The sequence below is a fragment of the Parabacteroides sp. KHUB-02 genome (genome assembly GCF_056640955.1).
The window spans coordinates 3664669-3680391 of sequence record NZ_JBWQEV010000001.1 but is presented as its reverse complement, the minus strand read 5'-3'; the positions used below and the strand labels follow the sequence as shown (position 1 = coordinate 3680391).

At 43.4% G+C, this 15723-nt stretch carries 13 protein-coding genes; 2 read left to right on the top strand and 11 right to left on the bottom strand.

Annotation, left to right across the window (positions count from 1 at the left end; all coding sequences use genetic code 11):
* Positions 1-33 precede the first annotated feature (33 nt).
* The 7 genes from ACYIA1_RS15910 to ACYIA1_RS15880 form a co-directional block, all read right to left on the bottom strand.
* Entirely contained in the window at positions 34-1200 is a 1167-nt protein-coding gene (locus ACYIA1_RS15910) for a 6-bladed beta-propeller (RefSeq protein WP_048926932.1), read from the bottom strand.
* Between the two features lie 76 nt (positions 1201-1276).
* Positions 1277-1753 (bottom strand): DUF4252 domain-containing protein, encoded by a 477-nt coding sequence (locus ACYIA1_RS15905; protein ID WP_081024254.1) that lies wholly within the window; start codon positions 1751-1753, stop codon positions 1277-1279.
* Positions 1746-2138 carry a hypothetical protein gene (locus ACYIA1_RS15900; RefSeq protein ID WP_048926931.1) on the bottom strand — a complete coding sequence of 131 codons (393 nt, stop codon included), beginning with the start codon at positions 2136-2138 and terminating at the stop codon, positions 1746-1748. The genes ACYIA1_RS15905 and ACYIA1_RS15900 overlap by 8 nt, the downstream gene beginning before the upstream one ends.
* The gene (locus tag ACYIA1_RS15895; protein ID WP_005863772.1) at positions 2131-2643 is read right to left on the bottom strand and encodes an RNA polymerase sigma factor; all 513 of its coding nucleotides are present in this window, start codon (positions 2641-2643) and stop codon (positions 2131-2133) included. The genes ACYIA1_RS15900 and ACYIA1_RS15895 overlap by 8 nt, the downstream gene beginning before the upstream one ends.
* 11 nt (positions 2644-2654) lie before the next feature.
* Positions 2655-3110, bottom strand: a complete 456-nt coding sequence (locus ACYIA1_RS15890) for a DUF4252 domain-containing protein (protein ID WP_048926930.1) — start codon at positions 3108-3110, stop codon at positions 2655-2657.
* 126 nt (positions 3111-3236) lie between these two features.
* Positions 3237-4184 carry a fimbrillin family protein gene (locus tag ACYIA1_RS15885; RefSeq protein ID WP_048926929.1) on the bottom strand — a complete coding sequence of 316 codons (948 nt, stop codon included), beginning with the start codon at positions 4182-4184 and terminating at the stop codon, positions 3237-3239.
* A gap of 502 nt (positions 4185-4686) precedes the next feature.
* Positions 4687-5655 carry a fimbrillin family protein gene (locus ACYIA1_RS15880; protein WP_005860423.1) on the bottom strand — a complete coding sequence of 323 codons (969 nt, stop codon included), beginning with the start codon at positions 5653-5655 and terminating at the stop codon, positions 4687-4689.
* A gap of 203 nt (positions 5656-5858) precedes the next feature.
* Between ACYIA1_RS15880 and ACYIA1_RS15875 the strand changes: the two genes are divergently transcribed.
* Complete coding sequence (locus ACYIA1_RS15875; RefSeq protein WP_005860425.1) at positions 5859-7004, top strand: AraC family transcriptional regulator; 1146 nt, start codon at positions 5859-5861, stop codon at positions 7002-7004.
* On the opposite strand, the gene ACYIA1_RS15870 is transcribed toward ACYIA1_RS15875, so the two are convergent.
* The 3 genes from ACYIA1_RS15870 to ACYIA1_RS15860 all read right to left on the bottom strand — a co-directional run bounded on the left by ACYIA1_RS15870 (position 6996) and on the right by ACYIA1_RS15860 (position 10292).
* Positions 6996-7910, bottom strand: coding sequence for a TolB family protein (locus ACYIA1_RS15870; protein WP_008773214.1), 915 nt, complete (start codon positions 7908-7910; stop codon positions 6996-6998). The genes ACYIA1_RS15875 and ACYIA1_RS15870 overlap by 9 nt on opposite strands.
* A 95-nt stretch (positions 7911-8005) precedes the next feature.
* Positions 8006-9109 (bottom strand): redox-regulated ATPase YchF, encoded by a 1104-nt coding sequence (gene ychF / locus ACYIA1_RS15865; protein ID WP_005863784.1) that lies wholly within the window; start codon positions 9107-9109, stop codon positions 8006-8008.
* A gap of 103 nt (positions 9110-9212) precedes the next feature.
* Entirely contained in the window at positions 9213-10292 is a 1080-nt protein-coding gene (locus tag ACYIA1_RS15860; protein WP_048926928.1) for an acyltransferase family protein, read from the bottom strand.
* A gap of 216 nt (positions 10293-10508) precedes the next feature.
* Here ACYIA1_RS15860 and ACYIA1_RS15855 point away from each other — a divergent pair, with 216 nt between their 5' ends.
* A complete protein-coding gene (locus tag ACYIA1_RS15855; protein WP_480335835.1) occupies positions 10509-12686 on the top strand; it encodes a C10 family peptidase in 2178 nt (725 codons plus the stop codon).
* Between the two features lie 182 nt (positions 12687-12868).
* Here ACYIA1_RS15855 and polA read toward each other — a convergent pair whose 3' ends face one another.
* Positions 12869-15634 carry a DNA polymerase I gene (gene polA / locus ACYIA1_RS15850; RefSeq protein WP_480335833.1) on the bottom strand — a complete coding sequence of 922 codons (2766 nt, stop codon included), beginning with the start codon at positions 15632-15634 and terminating at the stop codon, positions 12869-12871.
* Positions 15635-15723 lie beyond the last annotated feature (89 nt).

The following is a 15723-nucleotide window of genomic DNA, read 5'->3' as shown; positions in this document are numbered from 1 at the left end:
AACGTAACCGCATTGTTCGTGAAACGATGGCATTTACTTTTTAGGTCTCACCAACACTACCACCCGGTTGTCATCCTCTTCCAATGTCGCGGCTACCTCTTTTAGTTTGCCTTTCAGCTTTCCCCTTTTATAGTCCTGGCAAAGATCGGAAGCATTGATGGTAGAACACAATTCGCCTTTTGAATTGATGGGAGGAAATGTCACCATATAGATTTCTTTCTTATAAGAATAATCATCGTTGTATGTGATATAGTTGAAAAATTTCTTTTCTTGCGTATCGTATGCGAAGTACTTTCTCGGGAAACCTTCTCCTGTGTTAAAATCATATATATTCGTTACGCTTTCCATGAAATAATAACGATCGGAAATCAATCTTAAGACGACGAAAACGCCCGGATCCATGGTGTGGATAGGGGGTGTTCGTGCGATAAGCGGGCGCAAACTGTAATCAGGCATTAAGGTGTAGACCGTATCTGCAGAGGCCTCAAATAGAATCCAATTACCCTTAAAAGGAATTATACTGTTATACGGACCTGGTCCAGCTGCTCTTGTTTCTCCTTTATCATAAAGTCTTTCAACGATATGGAATAATTGCTTCTCTTTATATGGAACCGTGATTTCTTTCGTTATACTTCCATCTTGCTTCGACACAAGCAAGAACGGTACCTCAAAATTAAACTTATCATAGCAAATCAAGTTGTCCTTGTCATAATCAAGCATTTCCACGTAAAACGAACTTTTCTCGCTTCTTTGATTCAGACTTCGTTTGAAATTTCCTTCCAAATCATAAACCCTTATCTTTTTCGCATGAAAATCATTTACGAAAATCTCTTCGTTTTCTTCATCTAACGAAACCGATCTCATAGACACGTATTCTTCTCCACCTTGTCCCTTGCGATTTATTTTGCGAATAGCTTTTCCGTTCCGGCCATATACGAAAATATTGCCATCATCGTAAAAGTTTGTCACGATTATGTATTTCTCGCCAACCGCCTGCACGCATGCCCGATTGATAAACTCATCGTTTGTTTCCAGCGGAATATACTCCACATCCATGAAGTCTTGAAGGACCAACTCTTTTTTGGTTGAATAACTATCGTTTACATCCACGGTTATAAGACCATCGGTCGATGAATGGTCGCCTCCACATCCAGCCATAACAAACAGGATGATTATCCCTGTAAAAATGAATCTTTTCATACGCGTATGATTTTTGTTTAACTTATGGTGGTGAAGATACTATAAAAAGCCGATGGTTTTCACGAAATTATCCTAATTATTTGTTGATCTCACTGGTAATTTCCTGCACATCTTGGAGCGTAAAACGCCCTAACAATTGCATGACGCTGAAACCCCCATCGTCCATGTCGGCTATCATGATCAACTCCTGTATCAGTTCTCCTTGTTGCTTGACGTAGAAATTGGCTTTGGTCTTTCCGTCTTTTACTCGCATGAGTTCCTCATGGTCCTTTCCGATCAAGGCTTTGAGCTCCCCTCGCATTCGTTCCCTCAAATCCGCTTTTTGGGTGGTGAGTATTTGCAGGGATTCTATTTTCCCTTTCAGATTGGCAAGGTTGAGTCCGGCGGTTTCCATGACCGGCATCATCTGAAACATCTTCTTGGAGATATATACGGAAGTAACATCGTCCATATCCGCATATTTGTCGAAAAGCTTGTTCTGGGCAAAACAGATATTCACGCAGCAGAGAAGCAGTATTGTATATAGTTGTTTGAGTCTCATTGTATTAATCATTTAAATGTTTATTTACGATCTTGTTTATTTTTGTGATCTCTTGACCGGCTTCATTGACCTGCCCGAGACCTTTGTTTAAATTCCTAGACATGAACGCCAAGGCATTTTGGGCTACGACAGCTGCCTCTTCAGGATCGGTAAAGGTATCGGCCATAGTGGGAGCCGGACGATTTGTCTCCGTGAAGATGAGGAATAGGGCGCCAAGAATAGCGGCGGCGATTCCGCTTATCCAATAGAAGGAACGTCTTCGTGAGACTCGGGGAGATACCTCTTCTTGGGCTAGGAAGTCGATTCGTCGTTCCAGCCTTTCGGAAAGTCCCTCCGGTAAGGCTAAATCCTCTTGGAGTGCCTTGTTTATTAGTTCATCTATCTTTTTATCATCCATGACAACTTGCTTTTTCTAGTTTCTCCCGGATCAATTTGCGTGCCCGGGAAAGTAATGTTCTTATATTAGAGGAGCTAAGCCCTGTAATCTGTTCAATGTCCTCATAGGAACAATCCTCAATACCACGCAGGCGGATTACCTGCCTCTGGTTCTCGGGGAGCTGCTCGATCAGTTCCTGTATATGCCGGATATCCTCCTTTTCTTCCAGTTCCTTTTCCGGCGAGGAGTCGGTCGTTAATAGAACGGTCTCCAATGCCTCTTCGTTGTCTCTTCGGCTTGCTTTAGGCGAGCGCAGGAAATCCAGACAAAGATTCTTGACCAATGTTATGGAAAATGCTTCCGGATTCTGGATGTCTCCCAGCTCATCCCTTTTATTCCATAATTTGCAATAGGCATCTTGAAGTATGTCTTCCGCATCCGCTTTATTGTCTAATAAGGCATAAGCGATTCGATAGAGTTTAGGATGAAATGGAAGGAACCGTTGTTTAAAAACATCAACGTCCATCGGTATCGCCCTTAATGATTTCCAGTTTTGTGCTCATTGATTACCCGGTCTAGATCGGACGGGCTGATCTTTCCTTTGATACGGATTAACGCATTGTCGTTTCCTGTCGTGAATATGACCAGTTCACGGATCATATCCTCTTTTATTTTGACAAGAACTTTCGTGCGACTGTCCCTTTCATTTGCCGTGACCATCGTCTCGTAATCAGGATCTCTCAGGTTCCGTATGGCGGTAGACAGTCGGTCTTTCACCTCTTGGGCACAATTATCAAATTCAAGGATCTCTATACCGTTTACTCCCATTGTCTCGGTGAACAGGCTGGCTAGCTTCATCGTTATGTTTCCGATATTTACGGAAGTAACATCGCTTTCACCCCGGAAAGCATTGAATAATTGATCCATCTTCTGCTGCCCGTATCCTACTTGGCTGATAAGGAGGATGGCCAGTAACGCTAGTAATCTTTTCATTGTAATTGACTTTTTCGTTAATACTATGTTTTTGGATAGCCCTTCGTCCGTGCGCCTTAGAGTGGGGCTTTCACAAAGAAGACGGGATAAGGGATTTGTTTGTTACAAAAATAGGCAAAAAAAGAATTATTTTTTATTCAACTTAGGTATCCAAATGCAGGCAACTAAGTCGTGAAACTTAATCTCCTTACCATCGAAGTAGAATTTGTATGAGTATTTATATCCTTTATTCCAACAGGTGCCTTCCGGAATGATGTATTTGTAAGTCTTCCCATTGATCGTAAAGATCGCCTCAACTTCTTTTTCCCGGATAGGAGAGTAGGTAGGGACTATACGGATATTTTGCTCCTCCGCTTTCGCGTGTCGTAAAGTTACGGATGGATCTATTGTAAGTAAAGTGGCCTTGTGTGCCCCGGGAGTTCCTTTGATATTTCCGGTTACGATATCCATTGTGCCGGTATACTGCAAGGTATTACCTCCCGCACGGTTACCGATCTGTATGGAGGTTAGCTTGAATAGCCCGTTAATGTTCGAATCTTGATATATTTCGAAAGAGAGAAGTGATAACGCGTAATTCATGGAGAGTTTCGCGAGCGGAGATTTACGGTTAACCTCTTTTTGACCTTGCGAGAGCCTCCCATATTTATAAAAGGGGGTTTCCGCCGCGATTGGGGATATTTTGATCGGTATGGAAGTGGGATCTAACGGTATTTGTACTTTATAAGGTGAGTAAGCGTAGATCATGACTGGTCGATTAGATCTGAGGAATACCTGCGGTGTTTGTTTCCATTTTAAAGAACCTTTTGATGAGCCTACAGCCTTTGATTTTACGTTTTTATAAAGAGATGCGCCTTTATATAAACTGTCTTGATTACCATAGGTTATAAATAATCCTATTTCGGACCCTTCGGGCAGAATTTCGGTGAATACTGAAGAACCTGCCGTATAGGACCGGGTGGTCATTTCAAGAACTGACTTTCGTGTGGTTGATTTCTCTTTGGACATCCACTGCTGATTTTCATGACATCCGGTAAAGATGATTAACAAGATCGTAATTAATAATAATTTGTTCATTTTGTCTAATGTTTTAATGGAACCTTTCAAACAATAAACATTTGAGCCAATATAGTTTATTATTCTATTACTATTAATTATCATTCCTGTTATAAAATGATATTTTTATATATTATATAGTAACGATTGTTTTATCCTCTTAATACGCAAAGTAACCTGCTTTATTGTATACTATAATAATCAATATATCCAAGAGATATAAAGATATTATTAAACGGGTCTCGTTCTTGTAATAGTCAAATAGAAGAGTGTTTTTGGCGATAAGTTGAGAGGGAATGATAGCCCTTGAATGTAAAAGGGTATTTGGACGAGACCCGTTGTTTCTCTTATTGAGAGAATATATAGAGTCGGCTGAGTGAAAAACACATCGTACGGGTAGTGACGCCGATGGTCTAATTCGCCGGAATGATAGAGCCAATTGTTATTTTCAGTGTAGTTGCCGGTGGCAAACGGATCAAAGCTTGCCACGGCATTACACCTTAATAACCACAACATAAAAAACTTACATGATATTGCCAATCAATCCTTCGTCGTTACCCGGTAACCAGTCTGTGATAGAGACGTCTCGCAATTGTAACGACCTTCCGTTAAAGCTTAGCTTATATAAATATTTTTTCCCTTTTTCCCATTGGGTGTTAGCGGGTATGTCAAATTTGTAGGTTTCTCCGTTGATCGTGAATAAGGTCTCCACGTCTCCGGTTCCGATCGTGCCGGAAGGTGGAATTACCATGAGCCGCATAGGATCACAATATTTCTCGTTGATGAGGGTAACTGGATTCGTCAAGGATAATACCGTGGATGCGGACGTGCTACGGGCGGTAGAACCGATGATATCGCCTGTCGTGATATCGAGGGTTCCTTCGCTGACTAAAGTTGTTCCACCGGGCTTATTTCCTACTTGAACGGAACTTATAATAAAGGCACCTGTCTTGCCTTTGCTTAGGTTCAGCTGGAAAGATATAAGCGATAGGGCATGATTCATGCTGAGTAATACAAGTGGCGAGGTACTGTTGACTGCTTTTTGTCCGATCGCATGGGTTCCATACATATAATCATCGGTCTCCAATGCGTTCGGGGCCAGTTTAACAGGTATCTGCCGGGCGTTAAAATTTATATCTTCTTGATATGGATAATATGCGTATATCGTAGCTTCATTAGAGTCGAGGATCACTTCCGGACTCTGTTGCCACCGGATTTTTCCATTCACTCTATAAGCTTTTACGCTTACGTTTTTATAAGTGGATATGCCATTGTATAAATCGTCGACTGTACCGGACGTGATTTGTAGTCCGAGCATAGAGCCTTCTTTAAATTCTTGTATAAAATTGGTGGATTTTGTAGTTAGGATACGAGTCGTTATTTGGAGTGGTTTTTCATTCCAGCCGATATTCTCAAGACCTCCGAAGTCTTTGTCGTTGGAGCAACCCCAAAAGCTTAAAATCATACTGGTAAAGAGTACTAAATTTCTCATTATTTTACTTATTTTTGTGTGAAACTTCTGGATGCAAATATCGGGTGGTTAAGGGGAAAGGGAGGTGCATACGGTCTAAAACGTCGGTGAAATCGTATAAAATTAGATCGTTCAAATTGTCTAAGGCGTTCATATTGTTAACTGAGGGGTCAAAAAGAACATTCGGGGGGCGTATTGTTTAATAGATAGGAGGTAGTGTTATTATGTTGGATAAAATTCAGTTTCTACTAAGCTTACAGATATTAGGCTTTTGTGTTTTTGGTGGTATTACCCTGCTACTACGGGCCCGTGAGAATAGGGCAAAACAGATTTTGGGGTGGAGTATGTTATTATGGGCGTTTTTAGCGGCGGTACGAGTATCGGTTAACCTGTATTTAGAGGATTCAAAAGAGATATTTCATCCGGATGTGCTGATTATGGGATGTATTGTGGTAGCTACATTGGCTTGTTACGTGATAGAAGTGTTACGACCTTGCTATATGACCGTTCGCCGTTTCTTTATTTTTACCAGTCCGATATGGGTATTGGGTATTTCTTTTTTGATTTACCGGCTATCCGGTGGAAATATTCATCGTTATAACTCTTTTGGCGAGGTATTCGATACCTTGAATCTGGATGTGGTTATAAGGCTTTTGATTTTATTTTTCACGCTTCTGTATATGATCGTTCCTATTTATCTGATCTTGCGCTATAGTGAGGGATTTAAGGTGTATTTAAGGGAAAATGTATCGGACCCGGAAGATTATGATCTGGACTGGTTGAAAAAGACCATGCTGATCCTTTCTTCTATGTATATTTTTTATTTGGTATTGTTGTTTACGGATCGGGTTAGCCTATATGTAATCGACAAAACGTTTTTATTGGTTTTATGGTACTATTTCTTTTATAAGGCCTTGTTCCTAAAGGTTATCCATTTGGATCACACATTCGAGAGCGGATGGGGATTACCCGATTTGGAGGAGGATACGGATGATGATCAAGGTAGTGAGGAACAGAAAGGCATCATACGCCAAAGGTATGTTGAGGAAGTACAGGCGTGGTTTGAACGTGAAAAGCCCTATCTACGGGAAGATTTGCGCTTAACGGATTTACAGCGGATCTTCCCGATGAGCCGTTCTTATCTATCCCAATTGTTTAATAAAGAACTAGGTTGTTCCTTCTCGGATTACGTAAACCATTTCAGGGTAGAGGAAAGTAAACGTCTATTGGAAGCCGAACCTCTGGCCAGTATACAAGAGATAGCCGAACGTTCGGGCTTCCATTCTATCAGTACGTTCCGTCGTGCGTTTATTAAGCAGACGGGGGTTATTCCTTCCGAATACAGGAGAGACGGGAACGAGTCAATTTAACCGGTAGCTGACGAAAGCGAATCGTTTGCTATCGGGTGCCCAAGAGTTTACGTTTATGGTACCTTGGCCGCCGAATAGTTTGACTAAAGTCTTAGGTTCTCCGCCCTCGGCCGGCATAAGGCGTAACTCTACGTTTTTATTGGCGAGGTGCTGTCCGGGTTCCAGATCTCCTTTTGTATAGGTGATGAAAACGATTTGTTTTCCATCCGGAGAGATGTGGGGAAACCAAGAATTACGGGTCTCATCGAATGTCATTTGGGTTTGTTCGGAACCATCCGCTTTCATGCGCCAGACTTGCATAAGCCCGGTACGTACGGAGTTGAACCAGATATATTGTCCGCAAGGTGAGTATTCGGGGCCATCGTCCAAACCTTCGGCTGTCGTAAGACGTTTTTCTTCTCCGCCTAGGGAAGGAATGACGTAAACATCAAAATTACCGTTTCTTTCAGCGCAATAAGCGAGTTGTTTTCCGTCGGGGCTCCACCCGTGTAGGTAGCTAGGACCGAGTGGGGTAATCAACCGGGGAACACCTCCTTCGAAAGGCAGGGTATAGACACGCGATTTACCATCTTCTTTTGTTCCGTTACTGATCGCTATTTGTTTGCCATCCGCAGAGATCACATGGTCGTTGTTGCAACGGGTCGCATAGTCGCTATTGATTAATTGCGGCTCGCCCGGAGATTCCGGAGAGAGCTTATATAATTTTCCTCCACTATTATATACAAGCCAATTACCATCCGGAGTCCAGTTAGGTGCCTCGATTAAAAAAGGGAATTCCTTGACAACGGAACGTTGCCCGGTCGTAATGTCCATCACTTCCAGCACACTAGTCACATTCTTTTTTTGGGCATGCGTACAAAAAACGGCGATACACATACAAAGTACAGAATTGAGAAAACGTTTCATATACATATAGATTTAAAGGATATAAGAAAACCGGGTAAAATTAGCTTTACGCTATTTTACCCGGTTTCAAAGATATAATTTATTTCGATTACTCTTTATACATTGAAACGGAAATGCATGATATCTCCATCTTGCACAACATATTCCTTACCTTCAACGCTCATCTTTCCGGCCTCTTTAACAGCAGCCTCGGAGCCATAAGCGATATAATCCTCGTACTTGATCACCTCGGCACGGATAAATCCTTTTTCGAAGTCCGTATGGATAACACCGGCGCATTGAGGAGCTTTCCAGCCTTTATGGAACGTCCACGCACGACATTCGTCCGGTCCGGCGGTCAAGAAGGTTTGCAGATTCAATAATTTATAAGCCGATTTAATCAAACGGCTTACGCCAGACTCTTCCAATCCGATCTCTTGTAAGAACATCTGGCGTTCCTCATAGGTATCGAACTCAGCGATCTCGCTCTCGATCTTAGCGGCGACTACTAAAATCTGGGCATCTTCGTCTTTAACCGCCTCACGTACGGCATCTACATATTTATTGCCATTTACGGCGCTAGCCTCATCCACGTTACAAACATACATGACAGGTTTATCCGTCAGCAAGAATAAATCGTGGGCAATGCGCTCCTCGTCTTTCGTATCAAAAGAAACGGTACGTGCGCTTTTTCCTTGTTCTAAAGCCTCTTTGTATTTACAAAGTACCTCGTAAGCGATCTTGGCTTGCTTATCACCTCCGGTTTGCGCTTGTTTTTGCACCTTGGCGATACGGCTGTCTATCGTTTCCAAATCCTTGATCTGAAGCTCATAGTCAATGATCTCCTTATCACGGACCGGGTCTACACGTCCGTCCACGTGCACGATATTATCGTCGTCGAAGCAACGCAATACGTGCAAGATAGCGTCTGTCTCACGGATATTAGCCAAGAACTTATTGCCCAGTCCCTCGCCTTTACTCGCTCCTTTCACCAATCCGGCGATATCCACGATCTCTACGGTGGTGGGGATCACTCGTTGCGGATGTTCGATTTCCGCTAGTTTATTCAGTCGCTCGTCGGGTACGGTGATCACGCCTACATTCGGTTCGATCGTACAGAACGGAAAGTTCGCTGATTGTGCCTTCGCGTTGGATAGGCAATTGAAAAGGGTAGACTTTCCTACGTTCGGAAGTCCCACAATGCCACATTGTAATGCCATATTATTATCGTATTTTTTATTATCAATCTGTTATATAGTCGCTCCAAGCGACTTGTTTTGAGTTCGCAAAGATAATCAATTTTAGGCTGATACGGTTATTTTCTTAGGCTTTCTCTTCATGCTTAACCGGTTGCCTCATCGATTGTTTGTTTAATAATGTTTTAACGAGTTTGTTCATAGGCTTCTCGAAATGGTAGTAAGAAAACAGGCTCAACAGGATTATGACACAAAATAGAAGCGGGATCGAGATGTACCAGTCTATATGAAAGTCGCTTTCTTTTTGCCATTTAGCATAAGAGAGCAGTACAAAAAGATGAATCAAATAGAAACTGTAACTGATTTCTCCGCCAATCACTAAGAGGCGGTTCGATAGGAGTCGTGAGACCATACCTTTTTGCAGGGAAAAACTTATTAGGATAAACGCGATGGGAATCCAGTAGTAGCAGGAGTATCGGTATACTTTGGGGATTTCAGCGGCATACAGATAGAAACTTAAGAATAATGCTATTGACGCGATCTCTATGATACTTCCTTGGCTGGAGGTGATGTTTTTAGTTTTCAAATGGTCGTATAATTGAAATAATAGCATCCCGGCTATAAAATCCGGAAGTCGGGTGATTGGATTAACATACCAATATCCTTTTATACTTTCCAAAGGCGTAAAATACATACCGACAACGCTCAATATCGCGCAAATCAAGAAAGTGCTAAGTAATTTTCTGTAGTCTTTCGTGAATGCTATAAGGAAAGGAAAACAAATATAGAAAAGCTGTTCACAACATAAACTCCACGAAGGGCTGTTGAATGAAAAAAAGTAATTGTCTTTTGGTATATAGGCGTTTGTCAATGTGAGTGAGGCGAGGAAATGCTTGCACCAATCTATAGTTCCCGATGCTATTACATAGTTTCCTAAAGCGACGGCAATCAATAAGGTCAGCGAGTGTAAGGGATAAATACGGGCGATGCGTGCTACCCAAAAAGTGCGTTTGGTTATCTTATTCTCACTAAATTTCTTTTGATAATTGTACGCTATAATAAAACCGCTTAGCATGAAAAAGAAACTAACCCCTACAAATCCCTCCTTGAAAAAATGGATATCGAAGTGATTATCTATTACATAACAGTGCGCCCCAAAAACCATCATGGCGAATATAAATCGCAAAGATGTTAAAGTGTTAATCATAATTTCGTTACATTAAGTCTGTAAATGTAGGAAATCAATATGGAAATTTAGACAAGATTCTCATCATACTATTAGATTTACTGATCCTTTGGCTAATTTGTCATAATTTTCTTGCATGAATTAGCGTAGAGACTTGCCTATGTATAGAAAGAATTTGAAAGCTTTTGATAACTTTGTATGTATTAGTATTTAATATTCATTCAAAACTTTATGTCAATGAAACACGTCTACTTGGCTTTGTTAGCTTGTGCTACGCTATGTGTACAAACACTTTCAGCTGATCCGATAGGTTCGGCCGAAGCGCTCCGGATTGCCCAGCAACAGTATTCAATGGAGAATACCTCGGTGTTGAGGGCCGGTTCTTTTCCTGAGTTTAAGTTGGCCTACGTAGGGACGGAGGAAGGCATCGAGGCTCCTTCTAAATTACGTTCCTCGAGTGTGGAGAATGCCTTACTTTACCTGTATAACGTAGGGGATAACCAAGGTTTTGTAATCGTATCCGGAGAAGATCGTGGAAAGCAGTTATTGGGTATATCCGATAAGGGGTCTTTGCCGGAGAAAGGTCTGTCCGCTACGATGGAGAATTTTATGCGTATGTATATCCATTATGTAAAGGCGTTACGGTCCGGGATGCCTCTAGCGGTGGATAGTGTTGAGGCTTCTTCACGGTTTCCGGAGGCGGTGATCCCTTTGATTAAAACGGAATGGAAGGATGATGCTCCCTACAATGAGATGTGCCCGGTTGTCAATGATGTTCTAACTTTTGCGGGTGGGGAAGGTGTCGCTATGGCGCAGATCATGAATTATTATCAATATCCGAAAAGCGGTATGGGTAACGTAAATTATAAGAATCCGGGAAGTACGTTGCTTGTTTCCGCTGATTTTGGGCATACAACGTATGATTGGGAAAATATGCCTGCTACTCTTGATGAGTCTTCCTCTTGGGATGAGATAGAGGCTGTTTCCACGCTGATTTTTCATTGTGGAGCGGCTGCCTATATGAATTATGAATGGGATATGGGGGCTAATAAAGAAGATGTACGGAAGGCTTTCATTAATAATTTTGGATATGATAAGAATATACAATTGTATGATAGGACCTTCTTTTCCGGAAAAGAATGGACGGATCTGCTGAAAACGGAACTAGCCGCTCAACGTCCGGTTTATTATGAAGGAGGTAGCGGAGAAAATAATCAGGCCTATAAATGGGCATTTGTTTGCGATGGCTATAATCGGAGCGGACTTTTCCATTTAAATACGGGCTGGTTTGGTAGTGGATATTTTGAGTTAGGTGCGATTGACGATAATTTACGTACTTACAATGAACGCCAAGCCATGATCACGGGTATCCGCAAACCGTCTGATGACTCGAAGCCTGTGAAGTTGTTAACGATCAGTTCTTTGGGTACTAAAGATATTGAAAGTATCAAGTTTGGTGAGAAGTTTCCGATTACTTATAACCTATTTAACTTGGGGCAAGATGGGAGCTATGTCCATACATTAGCCTTTTTCGAGGAGAATGAGGCGGTGGAGTTGCCTGTTAGCGAAGCGGCATTTTTAGATACGATCGCGGACTTTCAGCTAGGTAATTATATAACGAAAGATTTCCTTTGTGAGTCCCTAGGTATCCCGGATACTACGGCTACTCTGTATATGTACGTACTGGGAGGAATGGAAGGAGATAGCATCTTACGTCCGATCCGTTCGGTAAATCATCCGTATGATTATATCTTGTTGGATGTGAAGGATAGCGTTATTTCTTTCTCACAGGCACGGAATAGCTTGACCGCTGATCCTGTAAAGGTCGAGTATGATGCGGAAAGTGGGACCGCTACCTTTGAGGTGACTTTCTATAACAAGCAAAAAACGAATTTCCAAGGTACGGCCGGCCTTTACGTGCGAGATCCTAATCTCTCGATAGACGATTACAGTTGGGTGGTGAATAATTGGCTGGAGATTCCGGCAGGGAAGAGCCAGACGGTATCTTATAGTGGCTCGTTTGATTGGGGTATTGGTGATATGCTTGCCGTAATGGCTACTTACCAAGGTGACTTGAGTGAGCTGTGGGAAACCAAGTATACGGATATCCGTGAAAGCTATCGTACGTTCTGCCTAAAGATCGATGGTTCGCTAGTGGTTTCTAATGAGGTTACCGAGTCGTCTGTCTCGGATTTGGAATATGCGTTTGATTCCGCTTCCGGCCTATTATCGGTTCAATCGGATGTGGCGATAGAAAATATGATGCTTTATACTTACGACGGCGCGTCTGTCTGGGGAACTACCATAGATAGCCGGAAACAATATACGACTACCTTGCCGATACTTCCCGGGCATTATATCTTACGTATAAAGACGGCGGATGGAATAATCTCTAAGAAGATTTATAAGCAATAAGAGTTCCTCTTAATCACTAATAAATAGGGTGTCCTAAAAAGCTTCCGGCGATTTAGGACACCCTGTTGTTTTTACTTAGGCTGTTATGGTCTTAAAAAAACACGTACGTGTTTTTGGAAAAAGTCGTACATGTTTTTCGGAAAACACGTACATGTTTTTTTAAGGGGAATTCCGGCATTATTTTAATGCGCCTCCAACCAGTTCTCTCCCTCGCCGCAATCGGCGATTAAGGGGACTTGTAGTTTCATGACGTTTTCCATTTCCTCCAGCACGATTTTCTTTACCTCCTCGGCTTCCTCTTTGTAGACATTGAAGTTTAACTCATCGTGTACTTGGAGGATCATCTTGCTTTTCAATCCCTCTTCCTCAAAGCGTTCGTAAATGCGTACCATCGCTAGTTTGATGATATCGGCGGCGCTCCCTTGGATAGGGGCATTGATCGCGTTTCGCTCGGCATAGCCGCGTACGACGGCGTTGTGTGAGTTGATATCCGGAAGGAAACGCTTGCGCTTGAAAATGGTCTCTACGTATCCTTTTTCCTTGGCTACCTTGATGCTCTCCTCCATGTATTCCTTGATGCGGGGGTAGGTGCTGAAATAACCGTCTATCAGTTCCTTGGACTCAGAACGAGGGATGCCCAGACGCTCGGCGAGCCCGAAGACGGAGATACCGTAGATGATACCGAAGTTGGCGGTTTTCGCCTTCCGGCGCATATCGCTGGTTACTTCTTCTACCGGGATTCCGTAGATCTTGGCGGCTGTGGCGGCGTGGATATCCGCTCCGCTTTGGAAAGCCTCGATCATATGCGGGTCACCGCTCAGGTGGGCCATGATACGAAGCTCGATCTGGGAGTAGTCGGCCGAGAAGAAGAGGCAATCCGTATTGTCCGGGATAAATGCCTTACGGATCTCACGACCCAGATCGTCCCGTACCGGAATGTTTTGCAGGTTCGGATTGGTAGAGCTGAGGCGTCCGGTAGATGTTACCGCTTGGTTGAAAGAGGTATGTATCTTTCCGGTCTGCGGATTGATCAACTCGGGTAGAGCGTCGATATAGGTACTTAATAACTTTTTAAGTCCGCGGTATTCAAGGAGCTTGCCGATGATGGGATGTTTGCTGCGAAGTTTCTCCAATACATCCTCGCTGGTGCTGTAACCGCCGGTTTTGGTCTTCTTCGCTTTCTCGTCCAGCTTCAAGCGGTCGAAAAGGATCTCGCCGACCTGTTTCGTGGAGTTGATGTTGAATTCCGTGCCGGCCAGCTCGTAAACCTCTTGCTCCAGTTTGTTCATGGATGTGGTCAATTCTCCGGAGGATTGCTTGAGCGCTACCGTGTCTAGCGTGACGCCGGTGGCCTCCATTTCCACTAATACATATATTAATGGCATCTCGATCGTGGTGAAGAGGGATTCCAGTCCTTCTTTCTTCAACTCGGGCGCGAAATAATTCTTTAGCTTGAGCGTGATGTCCGCGTCCTCGGCGGCGTATTCGGCGATTTGCTCCGCGGGTACGTTTCGCATCGATAACTGGTTCTTTCCTTTTGGGCCGATCAGTTCCTCGATGTGGACGGTCTGGTACTTGAGGTAGGTCTCCGCTAGGTAATCCATTCCGTGCCGCAATTCCGGATTCAGCAGGTAATGGGCGATCATCGTATCGAACAGAGGACCGGCTACCTTCACGTTGTATTTACGAAGTACCAAAATATCGAATTTGATGTTTTGCCCGATCTTTAATGATTTCGGATTTTGCAGGGCAGGGGAGAAGCGTTCCACTACTTTCGCCGCCTCTACTGAGTTGGCGGGAACAGGGACATACCAAGCCTCGTTTTCTTTCACGGCAAACGACATTCCGACCAATCCGGCTTTCAAGGGATCGATACCGTCGGTTTCCGTGTCAAAGGCGAAAAATTCTTGACCCAATAAAAAGCGGGCTAAATCGGCTTGTTTTTCCTCTGTATCAGTTAAATAATAGTTATGGGGGGTGGACTTTAAGTCCGTGAGAATCGATTTTTTGGGCTCTTCCGTACTCTCGGGCGTAAAAATTGCGAACAAATCGCCTTGAACGGGACCTTTCGGAGCGGCTTTGACCGGCTCAGAACTTAGTTTGTTAATAAATGTTCTAAATTCCAATTCTGTGTAAATCTCAGTCAGCCGCTCTTCGTTTGGCTTTTCACGAATGCAACGGGCGGCATCGAACTTGATAGGGACATCCGTCTTGATCGTCGCCAAGAATTTGGAGAAACGGATTTGCTCGGCGTTCTCCTCTACCTTCTTCTTTTGCGCGCCTTTCAACTTATCAGTGTTCGCTAACAGGTTCTCGATACTTCCGAATTCGGTCAGTAGTTTTTGAGCGGTCTTCTCGCCGACACCCGGACAGCCGGGGATATTATCGGAAGCGTCGCCCATCAGTCCCAGCAAGTCGATCACTTGCTCCGTACTCGTGAGGCCGTACTTGTTTAAGACCTCGGGCACGCCCATGATCTCGTAATCGCCTCCGAATTTCGGACGATACATAAATATATGTTCGGACACCAATTGGCCGTAATCTTTATCCGGCGTCATCATGTACACCTCGAAGCCTTCCTTCTCCGCCTGTTTGGACACGGTGCCGATCACATCGTCCGCCTCGTAGCGGGGTACTTCCAGAATCGGAATATTGTAAGCCTCTATGATTTCTTTAATGATAGGGACGGATTGACGGATCACTTCCGGCGTCTCTTCCCGTTGTGCCTTGTATTGCTCGAAGGCCTCATGGCGGAAGGTCGGTCCCTTCGGGTCAAAGGCCACCGCTATATGAGTCGGGTTCTCACGTTTTAATACATCCTCCAGACTGTTGATAAAACCGAAAATGGCGGAGGTATTCACACCCTTGGAGTTGATACGCGGATTCTTGATGAAGGCGTAATAGGAGCGATAAATTAACGCATACGCATCTATAAGGAATAACTTCATTACTTTTAACACGTTTTAGTGGGACAAAATCTGGGTAAATGTACGAAAAAACTCGCTTACTCGATAGTTTTTGTTACTTTTGCGAATCT

Excerpts from the sequence above, each read along its gene's own strand:
- ACYIA1_RS15890 (WP_048926930.1), bottom strand. The coding sequence starts at position 3,110 with ATGAAAAGATTACTAGCGTTACTGGCCATCCTCCTTATCAGCCAAGTA.
- ACYIA1_RS15895 (WP_005863772.1), bottom strand. The coding sequence starts at position 2,643 with ATGGACGTTGATGTTTTTAAACAACGGTTCCTTCCATTTCATCCTAAA.
- ACYIA1_RS15870 (WP_008773214.1), bottom strand. The coding sequence starts at position 7,910 with ATGAAACGTTTTCTCAATTCTGTACTTTGTATGTGTATCGCCGTTTTT.
- polA (WP_480335833.1), bottom strand. The coding sequence starts at position 15,634 with ATGAAGTTATTCCTTATAGATGCGTATGCGTTAATTTATCGCTCCTAT.
- ACYIA1_RS15875 (WP_005860425.1), top strand. The coding sequence starts at position 5,859 with ATGTTGGATAAAATTCAGTTTCTACTAAGCTTACAGATATTAGGCTTT.
- ACYIA1_RS15885 (WP_048926929.1), bottom strand. The coding sequence starts at position 4,184 with ATGAACAAATTATTATTAATTACGATCTTGTTAATCATCTTTACCGGA.
- ACYIA1_RS15855 (WP_480335835.1), top strand. The coding sequence starts at position 10,509 with ATGAAACACGTCTACTTGGCTTTGTTAGCTTGTGCTACGCTATGTGTA.
- ychF (WP_005863784.1), bottom strand. The coding sequence starts at position 9,109 with ATGGCATTACAATGTGGCATTGTGGGACTTCCGAACGTAGGAAAGTCT.
- ACYIA1_RS15900 (WP_048926931.1), bottom strand. The coding sequence starts at position 2,138 with ATGGATGATAAAAAGATAGATGAACTAATAAACAAGGCACTCCAAGAG.
- ACYIA1_RS15860 (WP_048926928.1), bottom strand. The coding sequence starts at position 10,292 with ATGATTAACACTTTAACATCTTTGCGATTTATATTCGCCATGATGGTT.
- ACYIA1_RS15910 (WP_048926932.1), bottom strand. The coding sequence starts at position 1,200 with ATGAAAAGATTCATTTTTACAGGGATAATCATCCTGTTTGTTATGGCT.
- ACYIA1_RS15905 (WP_081024254.1), bottom strand. The coding sequence starts at position 1,753 with ATGATTAATACAATGAGACTCAAACAACTATATACAATACTGCTTCTC.
- ACYIA1_RS15880 (WP_005860423.1), bottom strand. The coding sequence starts at position 5,655 with ATGAGAAATTTAGTACTCTTTACCAGTATGATTTTAAGCTTTTGGGGT.